Source organism: Roseovarius lutimaris, from assembly GCF_900115165.1.
GTDB classification, from domain to species: Bacteria; Pseudomonadota; Alphaproteobacteria; order Rhodobacterales; family Rhodobacteraceae; genus Roseovarius; species Roseovarius lutimaris.
In genome coordinates, this window is record NZ_FOVP01000012.1 from 29,095 (window position 1) to 45,037 (window position 15,943).

Below are 15,943 nucleotides of genomic sequence, written 5' to 3' on the forward strand. Positions count from 1 at the left end.
TCTGCCGCCCTCACCACCGGGCGACCCACCTGTCCTTGGGGTCCCGTCCGCCAGCCCCGCCCGAGGGTCTGGCCGAACACGCATGTGTTCGGACGGAACCGCGGGCGGGCGCAAACCCCACCGACAGGGCGGACAGGCAGGGTCAAGGAGGGCCAGATTTGGGCCCCCAAATCTCTGCCGCAAAAACCGGGAGGCCCTGGCCGATAGGTTTTTGTGGATGGCCCCCTTGAGGCTGACTGGCCGGTCTGTCGCGGCCTGATCATTCCGGGCGGAGTGCGTCCGTTGAACGCGCAGGGACCGGCATCCCTGGAACAGAGATCGGGCCGCCCCAAGATCGTCCCGGGGCGGCCCATCCTCGTCAGAGGATTCAGTCCTGGGGATCCTTCGCGCTCGGCGGGAACATCACCAGCTCCGAGACCGCGACCGGGAAGTCGAGCTTGAGGCTGAAGAACTCCGAGCCGTCCCCGTTGCGGGTGTTGCGGAACATCGCGCCCACGCGCTGAAAACGGGTGCGCTCCTGGCCATCGGTGTCGGTGAACTTGACGGGGACGGTGGCGACGTAGTGGTTGGTCATTTGGGTATCTCCTTGTTGCGATGGGGATCACCCGGCACGGGGGCAAGAGGCCCGGTCGCAAGCGCAAATGCGGAGGGTCCGCGGCCAGCCGTGGAAGCCGTATTTGTGCTTGCCGAAGCGTGAGCTGAGGGCACGGACGGGCCGACCCCGTGCGATCCACATCTATGAGCAAAAAGGAGTTATCCGGATGACCCCTGCCATCACGCAGCCGCCACTATCCGCGTCCGCGTTCGCGTCCCGCCGAGCCTGGCCGGGGTGCTGACGGAGCCCGCCCGCGTGGATGCGATGTTCCGAAACACTACCCGAGGAACGCGCAGGTCTTCAGCCTCAAGTGCGACGTCTCGATCCCTCGCGTCTTGCCCTGCTGACGATGTGCGTGAGGTGCGCACCATCCCCAGCCCGTACCGATGCGGATGGGCCGCACTCTGACGGACCGGGTAGAGGGATAACGGTACTGGTCGCCGCGAGCTGCCGATCACGCGTGACCGACCGCACGCGCCATGAGACATGAGACATGACGAAAGGGCCGCGCCAAGCGCGACCCCCTCTCTTCACTCCTGCGCAGTCTTCTTCGCCGGGTCCGCAACCCGCATGACCGTCAGGCCTTTCGCTTCCGCCTTCTGCCCGAGGTTCAGCGCGACCCCGTTGCCGCCGAAGAGGACAACCCCCGTCGCCGCGAACTTGTCCTCCAGCATTTCGTCGTTGCACTTGAACGGTGCCGCCCGCCCGTGCGCGGACCAGCGCGGATCGAAGCGCGCCTGCGCGATCCCGCGTGCCCGGGCCCACCGGGCCGCAATCATCTCCGCCCCGTGCTTGCCACCCTTGTGGCAGAGGAAGATCTCCTGGTTGCGGTTCTGCTTGATCCGTTCGCGAACCTTGTCGAGCGTGTTGAAGATCACATCGACATCGGTCCAGTCGGTGGCGCCTGAGACGATCAGGGGAACCCCCTCGACTTTCGACTTCGCGGCGGTTTCGCGGTCGTGCTGCTCGAGGAGCTGCCGCGCCTCGAAGACCGCCCCGGTTTCTTGCGCCCGGACGCTTGCGCGCGACCCGGCTGCCGGGATGAAGGCGTGGCCCGTCTCGACCTCGTAGCATTCCGCTGCCGCCTCGCTCATCACCTCGATGGCGCCGACGATCTCGCGCAGCTGCAGAAAGCGCGCCTGCGCCTCCTCAATGGCGGTCTCGGCGATCTCCGATCCGTCGTGAGCTTTTGCCAGCGCGCCGATCTTGTCGGCGGTGCGGTCGACCTCCTTGCCAAGCGCCACCTTGCGCCGCTGCAGGATCGTGGCGAGCCCATGGGCCAGCGGTTCGATCTCTGCTTCAAGCCCGGTCCCGCGCAGCTGCCCGAGCAAAGCCTCGAAGCTTTCGCGGATGATGTGGTCGGTCAGGATGTGATCCTCGGGGATCGGCAGCTGCGCGTCCTTCTCGGTCAGTCCGAAAAGCTCGATGGTCTCGTAGGTGTTCGCATTGTCGTAAGCCATGACTGGTCTCCAGTATTCAGTTGCAAGGCCACCACGTGAGTGTGGGGGCATGGCCGAATGCCTGGTTTCCGAATCTGCCCGGGTCAGGGACGGCGCAGCCGCCGGCTTGCCGGGTGCAAAAGTTTTCCGAGCGCGGCACCCGACACATGCGCGCGCTCACGCACGGGAACGCCCAGCTCCAATGGCGCCTCCCTCGCCGAAAAGTTTTGCGATCCTTGACGCGGGCTGATTTGGGGGCCATCCGGAGGATATGCTTCCGCACTCATGTGTGTGTGTTTTGACGGTAGGTTTGCCCGACACGAGCAGGCAAACGGCCCGACCGGACGCGGGAGACGGATGAAGCGGCGGGATCGTTTTGGCCTCGGGCCAAAACAGACCAGAGCGCAATCCGGCGGCGCGGCCGGGGAGGGACGTGCTCGCGAGGCGGGCAAACCGGGATGCCGGGTGCTGCGCCGCGGTGAGGCCGCATGGCCGAATGCGCGACGGACCGTAGGGCCGTTCTCCCCTGTGACACGCGAAGCCGAGCAGGGGAGGCCGCAAGGCCTAAACAAGCTCGACCTGTAGGCGACTCCGCTGCCAGCTATACGAAATCCTATCACAGCATGCGACGCGGGCGGAAAGCCGACTTTCGAGGCGACACATTAGTTGTCGCTTCAACGACGTGATCGCGACAGCCCGTTCCGGAAATGACGCCTGCAGGTCTTTAGAAACAAACACAGCCAATTTGTACCTGTGCTCTAAATTTTATGTTGAGATATTAAATCGGCATGTTGGTGAGGTAAATCTTGGGTGTAAGCCGGAGTGAATGGCGATATATAGACGTTATGCTTATCGACTTCTCTGCCTTATCGCCCTCTGAGTTTGAGGCGCTTTCAGCCGACCTTATCGGTCGTGCTCTTGGCATCCGCTTCGAGCAATTCGGCGAAGGAGCCGATGGTGGAATAGATGGACGCCACGCGCCGGAGGCGGAAAGCCTGACGATTCTGCAAGCCAAGAGATACGAGAGATCTGCCATCACAGCTTTGAAGCGTGAGATGAAGAAGGAGCGAGCGAAGATCGATCAGTTGGCGCCGGATCGCTACATACTGTCGACGTCCGTAGCGATGACCCCACAACGGAAGCAGGACCTCGCGGAGATTTGCGGCCCCGCCATTCGATCTCCAGGAAACATCTTCGGGCGCGAGGATCTTGAGGCGCTGCTGCGCGCTCATCCTGACATCGAAGAGGCTCATCCCAAGCTATGGACCCCCGCGAGCGGGCGTACGCTGAAGCGAATGCTAAATGAGACGCTGGATGAGCGCGACGACCGCTTGAAGCCTCCTTCGGTACTTCAAGCGTTGCTTCCAAAGCCAGGGATCGGCAGTAATGTGGAGGCGGAGGCGGAAGCGCAACGGGATACTTTGTTCCTGGTCGGAGCACGCCCCGACCACGATCAGTTCATTCTATGGCTCGGTCCAAAGCTCGAAGCGCACGGGTATCGCGTTTTTTCCGAGATCCTGACACTCGAGCCTGGAGACAGATGGCACAAGGAGATTGGAGTGGCACTGGAGCACCGCGCTGCGAAGGTGCTAGCGGTGGCGGGCGCTGCCACTCGCGCCAACGAAGACGCTATGGATCTAATCGACAGGGCGAAAACGCTTGTGGCAAGTCTCGGCGACGCTCGCTTGATAATCCCGCTGCGGATCGAGGAGGGGGCCAAGATTGATGGACTCCGTGATGCGACGCCTGCCGATTTCTCGCGCGGTTGGGCAGAAGGACTTTCGAAGCTTCTCGAGACGCTGCGCCGCCAAGGTGTGACGTGCCGACGTGAGAACATCGCGGTCGCAGCTCAATGGGACAGCTTCCGAAAGCGTGGTGCTGTTCCGCTGGTGCGCGAGCCAGAGTCCTTGGTCTCGAATTGGATCCAGATCTTGGAAATGCCCAATGAACTCCACTTCTACGAGGCGACAGGAGCGGTTCAAAGCGACGTCCTCAAAAGGCGGGTGCGAGGGCTGTCGTTTCCCGCCGTCGCACATGAGCGAGGGGTGATCACTTTTGCAGCGCCGCCTGATGTTGAGGAAAGCCTCGGAGGTGTGGCGAAGTTGCGCCTGCGGACATCCGTGCCGGTTGAGGATGCGGTGGATAAGGGTATGCCCGAGATCGGTGTCGCGGGGCGCGATCTCTCGAACATGCTCACGGGTCTGCTGCGCGATGCCTGGGAACGGCACTGCAGGAGGATTGGCATGGTCGACTATGCTTATTCCAACGGCGATGGTTTCCATGTTGCCCCTACCCAGGTCAAAATCGGTGAACAGGTATCTTGGGGCAGGCAGGGCAAGCCGCGGCGGTCAATGCTGCGCAACATCGCCCGAAAGCATATCTGGTCCTATGGTGTGACGGCGACCCCTCGGAACTGGCCGTTCTGGCACTTCCGCCTTAAGGCGCGTGTTCTGTTCGCAAAAGACAACGGTACGGAAGAGGGCGAACGCATAGAAGACCCGAAGAAGATGCATCGTCTCCGCAGATCGGGCTGCAAGGGTTGGCGCAACAAGCAATGGCATGGACGCCTTCTGGCATTCCTTCAGCTCATGTCCAGCGAGTCGGCCTATATTCGGGTTTCGCTGGCTCCGGGCCAGGACATGCTTCTTTCATCTGAGCCCATTCTGTTCACGTCACCGGTCAGCACTGCTCTTCCTGACGTGGGCGACCCTGATGCCGAAGAGCAGGACGAAAGTACGCTCGGGCGGCCCGTAGCTGATGATGAAGATGCGGATACCGAAGGAGACGGTACATGAGGTTTCCCGAGGCAAATTTGATCGTGGATCATTTTGATGAGCCAGAACTCGACTTCTGCCATGACCAAAGAAGCCACCACCCAAAGGATGGCCTTTTTCTATACGGACCTCATGACGGGCCAAAGAAGCTTCGAGAGGTTCGGATTGGGGTTGTCGGAACGTCGGCCGGGATCGGCCACTTCCGCTCGTGGAGTCGACGACTACTTTCAGGGATACCAGTGCCGCCTCCGGGGCCAACGGAGAAGAAGGACCGTCTTCATCTCGCGGATTTCGCCGGGCTCGAAGAGACATTCGGCGTTACGTTCGATCCAAATCGGCTCAGGGCCCTGACGGTCGATTTCGACGCCATCGAACGCGCAACTAGGGTGCAGAACATACACGAAGCCGTCGATGCAGTTGCTCGTATCTACACTGAGCGCGTCAACAAGTTCAGGCGCAACGAGGAGGGATCGATCGACGTTTGGATATTCGTCGTGCCCGAGATAGTCTACGAACGCTGCCGTCCGGAATCGAGGCGGACCGGTCTAACCCTGGTCGCTGGACAAACGCCCAAGAAACAACGTGCTAGGTCACCCCAATCGTTCCTTTTCATGGACGAACGGTTCGATCCGCGCATTGAGAATGTATTTGACGATATTCCAGATTTCCGTAGGCACATTAAAGCGACCTTGCTCTCGATTGCACCCTCTCAGATCCTGCGCGAGTCGACCCTCGAGCCAACGGCGTTCCTAAACAGTGCTGGCTATCCGAAGCGAGGCACCCAAGACGCTGCGACAGTGGCGTGGAACATCGCGACCGGGCTTTACTACAAGACCCAAGATCGCCCGCCCTGGCGGCTTTCAAACGTGCGCGAAGGGGTGTGCTACATCGGGATGGTCTACAAAAACCTTCCGAACAACCGCGACAATCACGTTTGTTGCGCGGCGCAGATGTTTTTGAGTGAAGGCGATGGCGTGGTGTTTAGAGGCGCAAATGGCCCTTGGAAGACTGGCAAGTACGAGTACCATCTCAATGCTAGTGCTGCGGAAGAACTTCTAGGAACTGTGATCGAAGCGTATCGGGACCTTCACTCCGAACCGCCGAAGGAGCTCTTTATCCATGGGCAGGCATCATTCAACGACGAGGAATGGCATGCCTTCTGTCGCGCGGCACCTAAGGAAACAAATGTCATTGGCGTACGGATCAGGCCAACGGGTGGTGATGCGAAGCTCTTCCGTGAAGGCGACTACCCGGTGATCAGGGGAACGGCTCTGAATTTAGACGAGAAGAACGCCTACCTTTGGACGAGCGGTTACGTACCGCAGCTGGATACGTATATCGGGCCTGAAACACCCAACCCGCTTATGGTGACGATCTTGCGCTCAAAGCATCGTCAGCCAGAGATGCGGACGGTTCTTTCTGACATCATGGGACTGACAAAAATCAACTACAACTCGTGCAACTTCAACGACGGGCTCCCAGTAACGGTGCGATTCGCGAAGATGGTCGGCGACATCCTTGTGATGGGTTCCGCGCGGGAGGGCGGACCACAGCCATTCAAATACTACATTTAGTGGGGCTGTTTTCGGGTGTGTGCTCGGGCGCGGTGCAGTCTGTTCTAAGGGCTGCCGCCATCTTATGTTTTCGGGCCGTTCGCAACCTGGCCGCGGCAGGCAAATCACTAACGGATCTTACTTTCATGCAAACGGACATTGAAAAAGGGGAACCGTGATCCCACGGTTCCCCTTTGGGTTCAGATCGTCTCCCCCTCGCGCGCCAATTAGGCGACCAGCGACAGCCCCGCGCCCGCGTCCTGCGGCTGCTCACCGCTGTCGATGAACGGGATGATCGAGAAGGTCTGCCCGCCGCGCTGTTCTTCGTTCTGCACGGCGTTGACGCGCAGGTCGCCATCAGGCGTGTTGATCAGCAGCGACAGGTAGTCATTGCCCGTGCGGCTGCTTTTGGCCATCCACGCCGAGCCGACGCGGATCGGTGTGCCCCGGGGCGAGCTGACCTCGATCCGGTAATCGGGGTGGGTCTCCTCGGATTTGTAGCTGTTCTCGATCAGCATGAACTCCAGATCGAACATCATGTTGGCGATGTAGCCGGTGAAGGCGTTGTCGGCGTCCATGGCGGTCAGCTCGCCCGAGATCGAGCCGGATTTCATCAGGCCGTTCGAGACCAGCGGGATGATCTCAAACTCGCCGCTCTGGGCCGCACGCGCCTCTTTCGTCTGCACCGCGTTGACCCGGAACGGGCCCAAGCCGACATCGATCTGCATCGAGATGTAGGGGTTGCCGCTGGTATTGCCGGTCTCGTTCCAGGCCGTGCCGATGCGCACCTTGCGACCGGATTTGTTAACTGCCGTCACGTCAAAATCCGGGCTGCGCGCGGACATCTTCGGGCGAGTTTCAAGCTGGATGGCGATGTCAAAGCGCGTCGAGTGGATCATGCCGGTGTACTGAGCGGCTGCGGTCTCGACATTGCGGGTGAGGGTTCCTGCGAACATGGGATGGTTCCTTTCAGATTGGTCGGTGTCTGACGTTCTTGCCAGCGCATCCGGGATTGCTTTCTCGACCCCTTCAGGGATCACAAATCAGAAAGCCTGCTTTCCTTTCAGCCCCGCCCACGGGTCAGAGCTGCCGTCCGAGTGGGAGCGCCACCGCGCCTCCGGGTGCTACGCCCCTCCCCTGCCCGTCTGGTCTTGATTGGCTGCCCGAGTTTTCCGCGCCATCCTCCGATTGCGCGATGAAGAACTCCGCCGCTTTTCCGTTCGACCGGTGCCCGCCCCGGTCGGTCAGGCCGATGCAGCTGCCATTCGGCAGAAAGGTGATGAGGTACTGACCGAGCCGGTCCTTGTGGACAACGTAGCCGGTATTGGCCCAGTGCACGGTCTGGCCGGCATCGACGGCCGCCTTGATTTCATCGAGTGTCATGCGAACCTCCTTACGAAGAATGGTGGGGAAACGGCGCAAGAAGCCCGATCTTCCAACCGGGCTTCCGTGCGGCATTCAATTGGCAAAAAGCCGGGTCCTGTCAGGCACTTTGCGTGGCTTGGATCGCGCGCGCCGCCATCCAATCCTTCAGGCCAAGAACCGTTCTGCCGACGGCGACTTCGGAGGCCCAGGCAACCCTTGGGTCGCCGCAGGGCTCATCGCCGGCATGCCGGTCGATGTGGCCATTGGCCATCCATGGCTCGGGTTGAATCCGTCGCAGCCAGTCCGCCATGCTCGGAATGCGGCCCTGGCAGTCTTCGCGGATATGCTGTTCGCCGATCCAGCGCACTGGAATGTCCCGACCAGCGCTATTGGTCAGGGTCAGGCCAAAAACACGTTCAACCTCGAACAGGCCTTGCGCATGGTGACGCAAGGCTCTGTGCGTGAAGAGCGCGAGATGCTCTTTCGAGGCATCGAACCAATCGTGGATGGCCTGATAATCAGACGGCACCCCACCGAATTTTCGGGCCGAGCTTTCGGCATGATGAAGCGGATGGGCCATCTCAAAGCCCCTCATCATAGCTGTGAGAACATTCGACATAGCGGTCCGCGTGATCAAGGGTGATGCTGTCGGCTCCGATGTCCCAGGTCAGCGTGCCGTAGCCACCCTCGTTGTTCTCGAACCCCGGGCGATGGTGATAGGCGAGTGACCAGGCGAAATCACCGACCTCGGTGACAAGCGCTTCCGGCAGTTGGACCTCTTCAGGCTGCACCGTCACATCCTCGACATTGCCGGAGTCGCCATAGCCTTCGTATTCGGCGGTGACCTCGCTGATGCCAAGCGCACGTAGTTGCGCGAGCACCTCCGTTCGGGATGCCTTCAGGGTGGTTTCGCGCTCTGCACGCCACTGAGCCGCCATTGCGGCATAGTCGATCTGGGGATTGGTCATGGGTCTGTCCTCTTGTCTGAAATTGGGGGGGCCGGGCGTGGCATTGGTCAGCGCGCGCCCGGAAAGCGCAGACCGGTGAAATCCAGATCCGCGACGCCCGACCGGAAGCCCGCTTTGACTTTTCAGGCGGCTTGTTCTGCCGCTCTAGCGGCTCGCTGCCCCACGATCCGGGCCAGAATGCCCGCTGTGTCGATCCCGTCCCCGTGCGGCAGGAACACCCGCAGCTGGAAGGCGATGATCTCGGTGAAACACCCCATGGCCTTGAGGCCTTCGATCATGCCCTTGTCCGCGCCGCCAAGCTCGAGGCGCAACTCGCCTGCGACGCGGCGACGGGTCAGGGTGAGACCCCGGCCCAGATCGACAGGTGCGGTGGTGCCGAGGGCGGCGGTCAGCATCTCCTGCGGCGTTTGCGGATTGGAGACGAGGAAGCGGGCGCGCAGCGCGGCCGCTCCTTCTTCGCTCAGCGTGCGCCCAATCATGGCGGTCGCCCCTTCGGGCGTAACCCGGTAGATGCGCTCATTGGTGGTCGGAATGTCCTTCCAGATCGGCAACAAGAGCCCGGTCAGCAGGTAAAGCCTGGTCGTGGTGGTTTTTGGCAGGGACGCAGCCTCGGCATCCCAAAGCCGTGCGAACTCGGGCCTTCCAATGTCTTCCCAGGCCGAAGCCTTGAACCGCGTCTCCTCCAGATAGCTGGACCCGTTTGGCCTCACCGCCTTGCGCATGAGCGTGACGATATCCTCGTCATACATCTGCATGGGGCGCGCCGAGATCAGCGCCGCGCGGCCTGAGGCGCGATTTACCATGGGCAGCTTGTCGGGATTGCGCGAAATGGCCTCTTCGGCGTCCAGCACATACACTGGGTCAGTCACCTCAAGCCCGATGATCCGCGTCACGGCGCCGGATTTCGGGCAGGTCCAGAGATCCTCCGCGGAGACCTGCTCGATCTTTTCGCCGCGCAGGGTTTCCACGCCGAGATCGAGCGTGCCCGCCGCACGCGCCCGCTCAGACTGATCGACGATCCGGCGCATGAACTCGGCAAAGAGCGCGTTCTGCATGTGGATGGGAAGGGCAAGCACCCGGTTCAGGAACCGCTGGATCGGGGGAAGCTCCTCAAGGAGAACCCCGTCCTTGTCGATCAGCCGAAGGGCTGTCCAGTCGGTGAAGCTCTCATAGCTCATCGCCTCGGCGCGTCCGGCGGCAAGATCGGCGAAATACCCGCGCAGAGCCGCGCGCGCGATCGGGCTTTCGAGATTGTCCTCCTCGCGGAACATGCCCTGCGAGCCGGTCTCGCGCTGCCCCTTGGTCAAGGCCCCCAGCTGGTCGAGGCGTTTGGCGATTGTCGACGTGAAGCGTTTCTCGCCATGCACATCGGAGGTGCAGACCCGAAAGAAGGGCGCGCTGACTTGGGCAGAACGATGCGTGCGGCCGAGCCCCTGGATGGCCGCATCCGCGCGCCAGCCAGGCTCCAGCAGGTAGTGCCGCCGCCGCTTCTGGTTCTTCGCCGTTTGGGCCGCGTGATAGGACCGGCCCGTCCCGCCCGCATCGGAGAAGATCAGGATATCCTTTTCGCCATCCATGAAGGCCTGGGTCTCGGAGGAATTGCTGCTGGCGGCGCGCTTTTCGATGAAGAGATGGCCATCCGCGGCCTTGAGGGGCCGGATGGACCGACCCGTGACTTCAGCGACGGCCTCGTCACCAAAGGCCCAGAGGATCTGATCCAGCGCCGACGCGATCGGGGCCAGCGTCATCAACTCGATCATGGCCGCGTCACGCAAAGCGAGCGCCTCGCGCGAGACGACCAGCGCCCCGGTCTCATCCCGCAAAGGTTCCGCCACCATGTTGCCGTCGATCTCGACCAGCTTTTGCGCATGAATCGGGAAGGCCTGTTCGAGGTAGCCCAGAACGTAATCACGCGGCGTCAAGGCACCCTCGACGAGCTCGTCCTCGAGGTCCATCGTCTCAAGCCGGCGTTTCAGCAGACTCTCGCCCGTCGAGACTACCTGGATGACGCAAGCCTTGCCCGCCGCTAGGTCGTCCTTGATCGCACGGATGATGGTCGGGGCTTTCATGCCCATCAGGAGATGGTTGAAGAAGCGCTGCTTCGTGCTCTCGAAGCGGGACTTGGCCGAGGCGCGTGCGGCCGACGCATTAGTTTCCCCCGAGGCATCGTTGACGCCGGTCGCTGTCAGCGCCGCCTCGAGATTATGGTGGATGGTGCGAAACGCTCCAGCGTAGGCGTCATAGACCTCGATCTGGGCCGGGGTCAGCGCGTGTTCCAGCACATCGTATTCAACACCGTCGAAACTGAGGGCGCGGGCCGTGTAGAGCCCGAGCGTCTTGAGATCGCGCGCGACCACCTCCATGGCAGCGACACCGCCTGCCTCCATCGCCGACACAAAGCTCTCGCGGCTCGGGAAAGGGTATTCGAGGCCTTGCCCCCAGAGACCGAGACGCGCGGCATAGGCCAGGTTGTGCACGCTCGTGGCGCCCGTGGCCGAGATATAGAAGACGCGAGCGCGGGGTGCTGCCAGTTGCAGCCGGAGGCCAGCAAGGCCCTGCTGGGAGGGTTTGACCCCCCTGCCCTGCTCGGACCCTGCCGCGTTCTGCATGGCATGGGCCTCATCAAAAGCGAGGACGCCTTCAAAGTCTGCGCCCATCCAGTCGAGGATCTGGCTCAGTCGCGTGGTGCCGCATTTGCCTGCGGATCGCAGCGTGGCGTAGGTGACAAAAAGGATACCGTCGCCCATCGGGACGGGCTGGTCCGGTTTCCATTTGGAAAGCGGCTGAATGTCGGCAGGCGAGCCGCCGAGATCGGTCCAGTCGCGGATCGCGTCCTCGATAAGCGTGGCGGATCTGGAGACCCAGATCGCCTTTCTGCGCCCGGCCAGCCAGTTCACGAGAATGAGCCCCGCGCATTCGCGCCCCTTGCCGCAGCCGGTGCCGTCGCCGAGGAAATAGCCGAGGCGATAGGCCCGTGCATTAGGGTCATCATCGGCGCGCGTCAGCTTGGTCTGGTCGTCATCGATGGTGAACCGACCAGCCAGGTCGCGCCCATGGGCATCATGTGCCATGACGATGGTCTCGAGCTGCGCCTCGGAAAGATCTCCCTCCTCGATCAACCGTGCGGGCAGGCGCAAGTCATCACTGCCCGTGTTTGAGGGCACCGGCGGCGCGACCGAGGCCATGGCGATGCTCTCGACGAGCGGGGTGGGATGTTCCTGCGCACCCGCGATCTCGATCCTCTGCGGACGGTAGCGCGCATAGATGTTCGAGACCGGCGTATTGTCGCGCGGGATATTTAGGCTCGTGAAAGTTAGCGGGCAGACGGCATTGGCCCGGGCTTTGGAGGCGGCGACAGGCGCAGCGGCGGTCTTGCGCGGGGCAGAGGATGGAACGGTCGGTCGCGCAGGAGTAACCGCTGTCGGCCGTTGGGCGGGGCGCATCTCGGTCCGGGTCGCGGCCACGGCGTCGACAAAAGGAAGGGCTTCATCCAAGTCCCGGACACTGGTGCGGATCATCTCGCCGTCCTCCTGTACCTTGTCGAAGATCATGAGCTGGGTTTCGACAGAGGTGCCGAGCTTGCGGTAGACCTGCCTCGGCATCGTCAGCGCCAATCGCGGCGTCAGGAGGCCGCAGGCGCGGGACCAATGCGCACCATCACGCTCCGGACTGAACCCCGGCGGCATGATCGCCACCAGCCGCCCACCGGGCGCGAGACGCTTTGCAGCCGCGATAAGATGTTTGGCGGCGATGTGCTTGTCTCGGGAGCGATCGACCGAGGAGGCGAAGGGAGGATTCATCACCACGACGTCGGGTAGAACCGGCGTCTGCAGCAGATCGTCGATATGCTCGCCGTCATGGCCCGTCACCTCGGCACCGAAGAGGGCGCGCAGGAGGCGCTGGCGAAAAGGGTCGATCTCGTTGAGCAAAAGCGTGGCACCGGCCCGGGCGGCGAAAGCAGCCAGGGCACCGGTGCCAGCCGAGGGCTCCAGCACGGTCTCACCCTTGCGGATCGCCGCGGCCCGTAAGACCAGCGCCGCGAATGGCAGCGGCGTGGAAAATTGCTGCAGCCGGATTTGCTGCTCTGACCGGCGGGTTTCCGTCAGGAGCCGCGAGGCAAGCAGCCTTGCAGCGGCGATGTCACCTGCTGCACCGTCCCCACGCAGCAGCACCTGGATGGCCGCGGCCTGCATCAGGTCATAGGCCATGCGCCAGTCCCAGGTACCGCCGGCATCGCTGCCATGAAACGTATCGCGCATGATGCGCGCGAGCGCTGAACTGCGCAGGGGTTGGTGGTCGACCTCCGCGCCGATTTGCGCGATGGCATTGGCGAGATCACTGTCGGAGATTGGGAAAGCCGGGTTTGCCGGTTTGGGCTTGGTCATGGGGATTTCCTTTGGATCAGGGTCTGAGTTCCAAAGGACAAAAAGCCCGCTTTGACTTTTCAGGATGACTGGGTCAGACCACACTGACCTTCCAAAGCGTGCTCAGGGCTTGGATTGGCCCTGGCGCTTCGCATCAATCAGGGCCTGCGCGGCCTGCATTACCTGAACCTGTGAAGTTCCGCCGCGTGCATCCTCAAGCGCGGCCTGTACCTTCACGCGAAACCACGCGTCATAAGCATTCGCTTCAGCAGCCACGGAAATGCTCCTCGAGGCCCATATCCAGAAACTTTCCAAGGTCATCGGGCATGTCTGCAACGCGCACCGCAAATTGGCAACGCTTCCGTTTCATCTGAGACGCGCCTTGCTCATCGGTGCCGAGGTGCGGCCCTTCCTTATCCGTTGGATCCATTGCGCTTTCTCCGACTGTACTCTGGGTCGATGCTACATCACCCAGAGTGGCGCCGTAAATGGCAATGCTATTGTGGTCACATCAAGTCGGGCCACTTAGGAATCCAATGCCGGAGGTGGCAGAATCCTACGTGAAGCTCAAAGCCGCCGTTCATTGAAAGCGCGGCGAACTCTGACTCAGAGCCCAATAAGACCGATGCTGCACTCGGCATAGATGACCCCTAGTCGCGCAGAGCCGACCAAAAAGACACATCCAATATGCCGTATTAATTGCGTGCAGAGGAAGCCGTTAGCACACCCGACGCGACCATTGCACCTGCTCCGCATCGGTTCATGATAACAAGCGTTTTGTTGCTCTTTGCACCGCGGCGTAAGCCACTACCGGCAAAGGCACTCACAATCGCCGCTATCAAAGCAACGACACAGAATGTAGCACCCAAGATAGTAAACTGAGGTAATGTAGCCGCCGTTCCATCTACAAACTGTGGTAGGAAGGCGATATAGAAAATCAACGCCTTCGGGTTTAGGACCGCAACAAAAAAGGCGGGCCAAAAGAGGCTCTTCTGAGGTTTTGCATCATCATTTGTAGCTGATGGATCACCGGGCTTGGACATCCACAAACGCACTCCAAGAAAGATCAAATATCCCGCGCCGGCCAACTTTAGCACAGTGAATAGTTGTGCTGAGGCAAGCAAGACAGCACCAGCTCCCAACAGTGAAATTGTGATCGAGACCACCAACCCAAGTGCAAGACCAGGAAGGGCGGTGAAAGCTTTGTTCAAACCATCGGTCAAAGCGATCCCGATCATAAACAACATCGCAGGCCCCGGCACGAGCATCAATGCCGAGCTTGCCAAAACAAACGTCATCCAAATCTCGAAACTCACGTGCAGACCTTTCCATTATTGATCCGAGAACGCTGTCAGTTGACCACAATGTTGTCAATGTTGGGCGGTTGATGTGGCTCCAAGCCCCGAGTCCCACACGTCGGTAGATGAATAGCGTTTAATATCGGGAAGCTGTCGCGATCTGATGGAACCGGCCATTTGTCTGGGACGTTTCAATGACGGCAAAGTCCCGCACAGCTGCCTCTCGATTGATTGATGATGAAGGTCCGCTCAGACCCGCCGCCGGCTGGTTCCATTTCATTCCCCCTGCCCCGCCATAAACTCGGCCAGCACAGGACTTGCCGCGCCCTTTGCGGAGCTAAGCAGCTCCGAGCCCGCAAGCGAGGCCTTCGACAGGCGTACGAGCCCACCGGTTTCCTCGATGCGGTAGCAGCGGCGTTTTTGCCGCCCCCGCCTGAAGTGGGTCGCGGTGACGATCTGGCAGGTGCTGCCATCGGTGAGCGTCACAGGGGCTGCGAGCTTGATCTTGTCGCCTTCCTCGTAGTCCGGGATTGCAGCCCAGTCCCGGCAGCGCTGGCGCCAGGCATGGGCATAGCTGTCAGGGTCTTTCAGGTCGGAGAGCAGCGCCAGAAGGCTGAGCGGAGCGCGCGACTCGACGGGCCCCGCGCTTTCCTCCATGTCCTTGTAGCCCCAGCAGCCGTCATCATATCGGGTGAGGAAGACAGCCCCGAAAGTGATGGAGCCATCCGCATCGGTCACATAGGTCGCGTCTTCGACCGGCGAGCCATCGATACTTGTGATCTTAGCCGCCGCGTACCAAGTCGAACCCACCTTGCAGGCTTTGACCAGTTCCGTCTTGCGCGTGTCGCTCTCGAAGGTGCAGAGCCGGGCAATCTCCGCTTTCTCATCCGCGTAGGTCTGGACGCGGCGATCGGTGTAGAAGAGCCAACCCATCACGCCGCCCTCCGGTCATCGATTTCCATCAGCGCATCGAGCGGCACGCGGTAGGGCTGCATGGCGTCGAAATCCTCGCAATTGCCGCAGTTCTGCACGATCGCGAAGGTGTCGCAGGCATCCTTGAGGATTACCCGGAAGGTGCCGCCGAGGCCTGACGGCACCTCGTAGGTCCCGCCGATGAGATAATCCGAGGCCCGGCGCACGAAGACGCGGATGCTGTGGCCATCGGTGGCGAGCCGGATGGCACCCCGCCCCCGGTCGATGAGCACCTGCACGTCATCCAGGATGTCGGTGTAGAACTGGCCGGTCAGATCGCGAAACGCCATGCGGCGCTGCGCCATCCAGTCGGTGTCCCGAAATGGATTCATGCCATCGGCGAAGGCGAAGGAGGGATCGGCCTGTTCGGTGGTTACAATACGGGTGGTCGTGCCATCGATGCCGTTCGAGCGCAGATGCACACCATTGCCGACGATAAGGATCAGGGCGGGCCTGTCCACCGGTCCGTTCCAGTTGGGCAGGAAGGTTTTGCAGGCGCGCGCATGCGCGATTTGCGCCGCAACAGCGGACGCAGAGAACTTGAGAATAGCCATGGGGATGTCTTTCCGTTGGATGTGGGAGGGTCGACCCGCGCGGGTGGCATGGTCCTCGAGC

At 61.5% G+C, this 15,943-nt stretch carries 13 protein-coding genes; 2 read left to right on the plus strand and 11 right to left on the minus strand.

Annotated features, from left to right (window positions below; translation table 11 throughout):
• Positions 1–367 precede the first annotated feature (367 nt).
• Together BMZ91_RS11560 and BMZ91_RS11570 are read right to left on the minus strand one after the other, a co-directional pair.
• A complete protein-coding gene (locus BMZ91_RS11560; RefSeq protein WP_007120662.1) occupies positions 368–574 on the minus strand; it encodes a hypothetical protein in 207 nt (68 codons plus the stop codon).
• 551 nt (positions 575–1,125) lie between these two features.
• Entirely contained in the window at positions 1,126–2,055 is a 930-nt protein-coding gene (locus BMZ91_RS11570) for a DUF2493 domain-containing protein (RefSeq protein WP_092838818.1), read from the minus strand.
• An 824-nt stretch (positions 2,056–2,879) separates the two neighbouring features.
• On the opposite strand from BMZ91_RS11570, the gene BMZ91_RS11575 reads away from it, so the two are divergent.
• Positions 2,880–4,829, plus strand: a complete 1,950-nt coding sequence (locus BMZ91_RS11575; RefSeq protein ID WP_092838821.1) for a TIR domain-containing protein — start codon at positions 2,880–2,882, stop codon at positions 4,827–4,829.
• On the plus strand, positions 4,826–6,382 hold the full coding sequence (locus BMZ91_RS11580) for an argonaute/piwi family protein (protein WP_092838824.1): 1,557 nt from the start codon (positions 4,826–4,828) through the stop codon (positions 6,380–6,382). The genes BMZ91_RS11575 and BMZ91_RS11580 overlap by 4 nt, the downstream gene beginning before the upstream one ends.
• A 206-nt stretch (positions 6,383–6,588) precedes the next feature.
• On the opposite strand, the gene BMZ91_RS11585 is transcribed toward BMZ91_RS11580, so the two are convergent.
• From BMZ91_RS11585 to BMZ91_RS11625, 9 genes are all read right to left on the minus strand, one after another.
• Complete coding sequence (locus BMZ91_RS11585) at positions 6,589–7,317, minus strand: DUF736 family protein (protein ID WP_092839067.1); 729 nt, start codon at positions 7,315–7,317, stop codon at positions 6,589–6,591.
• Positions 7,318–7,441: 124 nt separating this feature from the next.
• Complete coding sequence (locus tag BMZ91_RS11590) at positions 7,442–7,744, minus strand: hypothetical protein (protein WP_092838827.1); 303 nt, start codon at positions 7,742–7,744, stop codon at positions 7,442–7,444.
• A gap of 100 nt (positions 7,745–7,844) precedes the next feature.
• Positions 7,845–8,306 (minus strand): DUF6915 family protein, encoded by a 462-nt coding sequence (locus BMZ91_RS11595; RefSeq protein WP_092838830.1) that lies wholly within the window; start codon positions 8,304–8,306, stop codon positions 7,845–7,847.
• A gap of 1 nt (position 8,307) precedes the next feature.
• Complete coding sequence (locus tag BMZ91_RS11600; RefSeq protein ID WP_092838833.1) at positions 8,308–8,694, minus strand: DUF6878 family protein; 387 nt, start codon at positions 8,692–8,694, stop codon at positions 8,308–8,310.
• A gap of 122 nt (positions 8,695–8,816) precedes the next feature.
• The gene (locus BMZ91_RS11605) at positions 8,817–13,079 is read right to left on the minus strand and encodes a strawberry notch-like NTP hydrolase domain-containing protein (RefSeq protein ID WP_092838836.1); all 4,263 of its coding nucleotides are present in this window, start codon (positions 13,077–13,079) and stop codon (positions 8,817–8,819) included.
• A 102-nt stretch (positions 13,080–13,181) separates the two neighbouring features.
• A complete protein-coding gene (locus tag BMZ91_RS11610) occupies positions 13,182–13,334 on the minus strand; it encodes an antitoxin PaaA2 family protein (RefSeq protein WP_092838839.1) in 153 nt (50 codons plus the stop codon).
• Positions 13,335–13,753: 419 nt separating this feature from the next.
• Positions 13,754–14,374: a LysE family translocator gene (locus BMZ91_RS11615; RefSeq protein ID WP_143076332.1), complete on the minus strand. Its 621-nt coding sequence runs from the start codon at positions 14,372–14,374 to the stop codon at positions 13,754–13,756.
• 258 nt (positions 14,375–14,632) lie between these two features.
• Positions 14,633–15,289 carry a DUF6927 domain-containing protein gene (locus BMZ91_RS11620; protein ID WP_092838845.1) on the minus strand — a complete coding sequence of 219 codons (657 nt, stop codon included), beginning with the start codon at positions 15,287–15,289 and terminating at the stop codon, positions 14,633–14,635.
• Positions 15,289–15,882: a hypothetical protein gene (locus BMZ91_RS11625; RefSeq protein WP_025042408.1), complete on the minus strand. Its 594-nt coding sequence runs from the start codon at positions 15,880–15,882 to the stop codon at positions 15,289–15,291. Before BMZ91_RS11625 ends, BMZ91_RS11620 begins: the two co-directional genes overlap by 1 nt.
• Positions 15,883–15,943: the final 61 nt, after the last annotated feature.

What these genes read in the sequence shown, in the direction of transcription:
- BMZ91_RS11585 (WP_092839067.1), bottom strand. Translation starts at nt 7,317, where the DNA reads ATGTTCGCAGGAACCCTCACCCGCAATGTCGAGACCGCAGCCGCTCAG.
- BMZ91_RS11605 (WP_092838836.1), bottom strand. Translation starts at nt 13,079, where the DNA reads ATGACCAAGCCCAAACCGGCAAACCCGGCTTTCCCAATCTCCGACAGT.
- BMZ91_RS11625 (WP_025042408.1), bottom strand. Translation starts at nt 15,882, where the DNA reads ATGGCTATTCTCAAGTTCTCTGCGTCCGCTGTTGCGGCGCAAATCGCG.
- BMZ91_RS11570 (WP_092838818.1), bottom strand. Translation starts at nt 2,055, where the DNA reads ATGGCTTACGACAATGCGAACACCTACGAGACCATCGAGCTTTTCGGA.
- BMZ91_RS11580 (WP_092838824.1), top strand. Translation starts at nt 4,826, where the DNA reads ATGAGGTTTCCCGAGGCAAATTTGATCGTGGATCATTTTGATGAGCCA.
- BMZ91_RS11600 (WP_092838833.1), bottom strand. Translation starts at nt 8,694, where the DNA reads ATGACCAATCCCCAGATCGACTATGCCGCAATGGCGGCTCAGTGGCGT.
- BMZ91_RS11595 (WP_092838830.1), bottom strand. Translation starts at nt 8,306, where the DNA reads ATGGCCCATCCGCTTCATCATGCCGAAAGCTCGGCCCGAAAATTCGGT.
- BMZ91_RS11560 (WP_007120662.1), bottom strand. Translation starts at nt 574, where the DNA reads ATGACCAACCACTACGTCGCCACCGTCCCCGTCAAGTTCACCGACACC.
- BMZ91_RS11575 (WP_092838821.1), top strand. Translation starts at nt 2,880, where the DNA reads ATGCTTATCGACTTCTCTGCCTTATCGCCCTCTGAGTTTGAGGCGCTT.
- BMZ91_RS11590 (WP_092838827.1), bottom strand. Translation starts at nt 7,744, where the DNA reads ATGACACTCGATGAAATCAAGGCGGCCGTCGATGCCGGCCAGACCGTG.
- BMZ91_RS11620 (WP_092838845.1), bottom strand. Translation starts at nt 15,289, where the DNA reads ATGGGTTGGCTCTTCTACACCGATCGCCGCGTCCAGACCTACGCGGAT.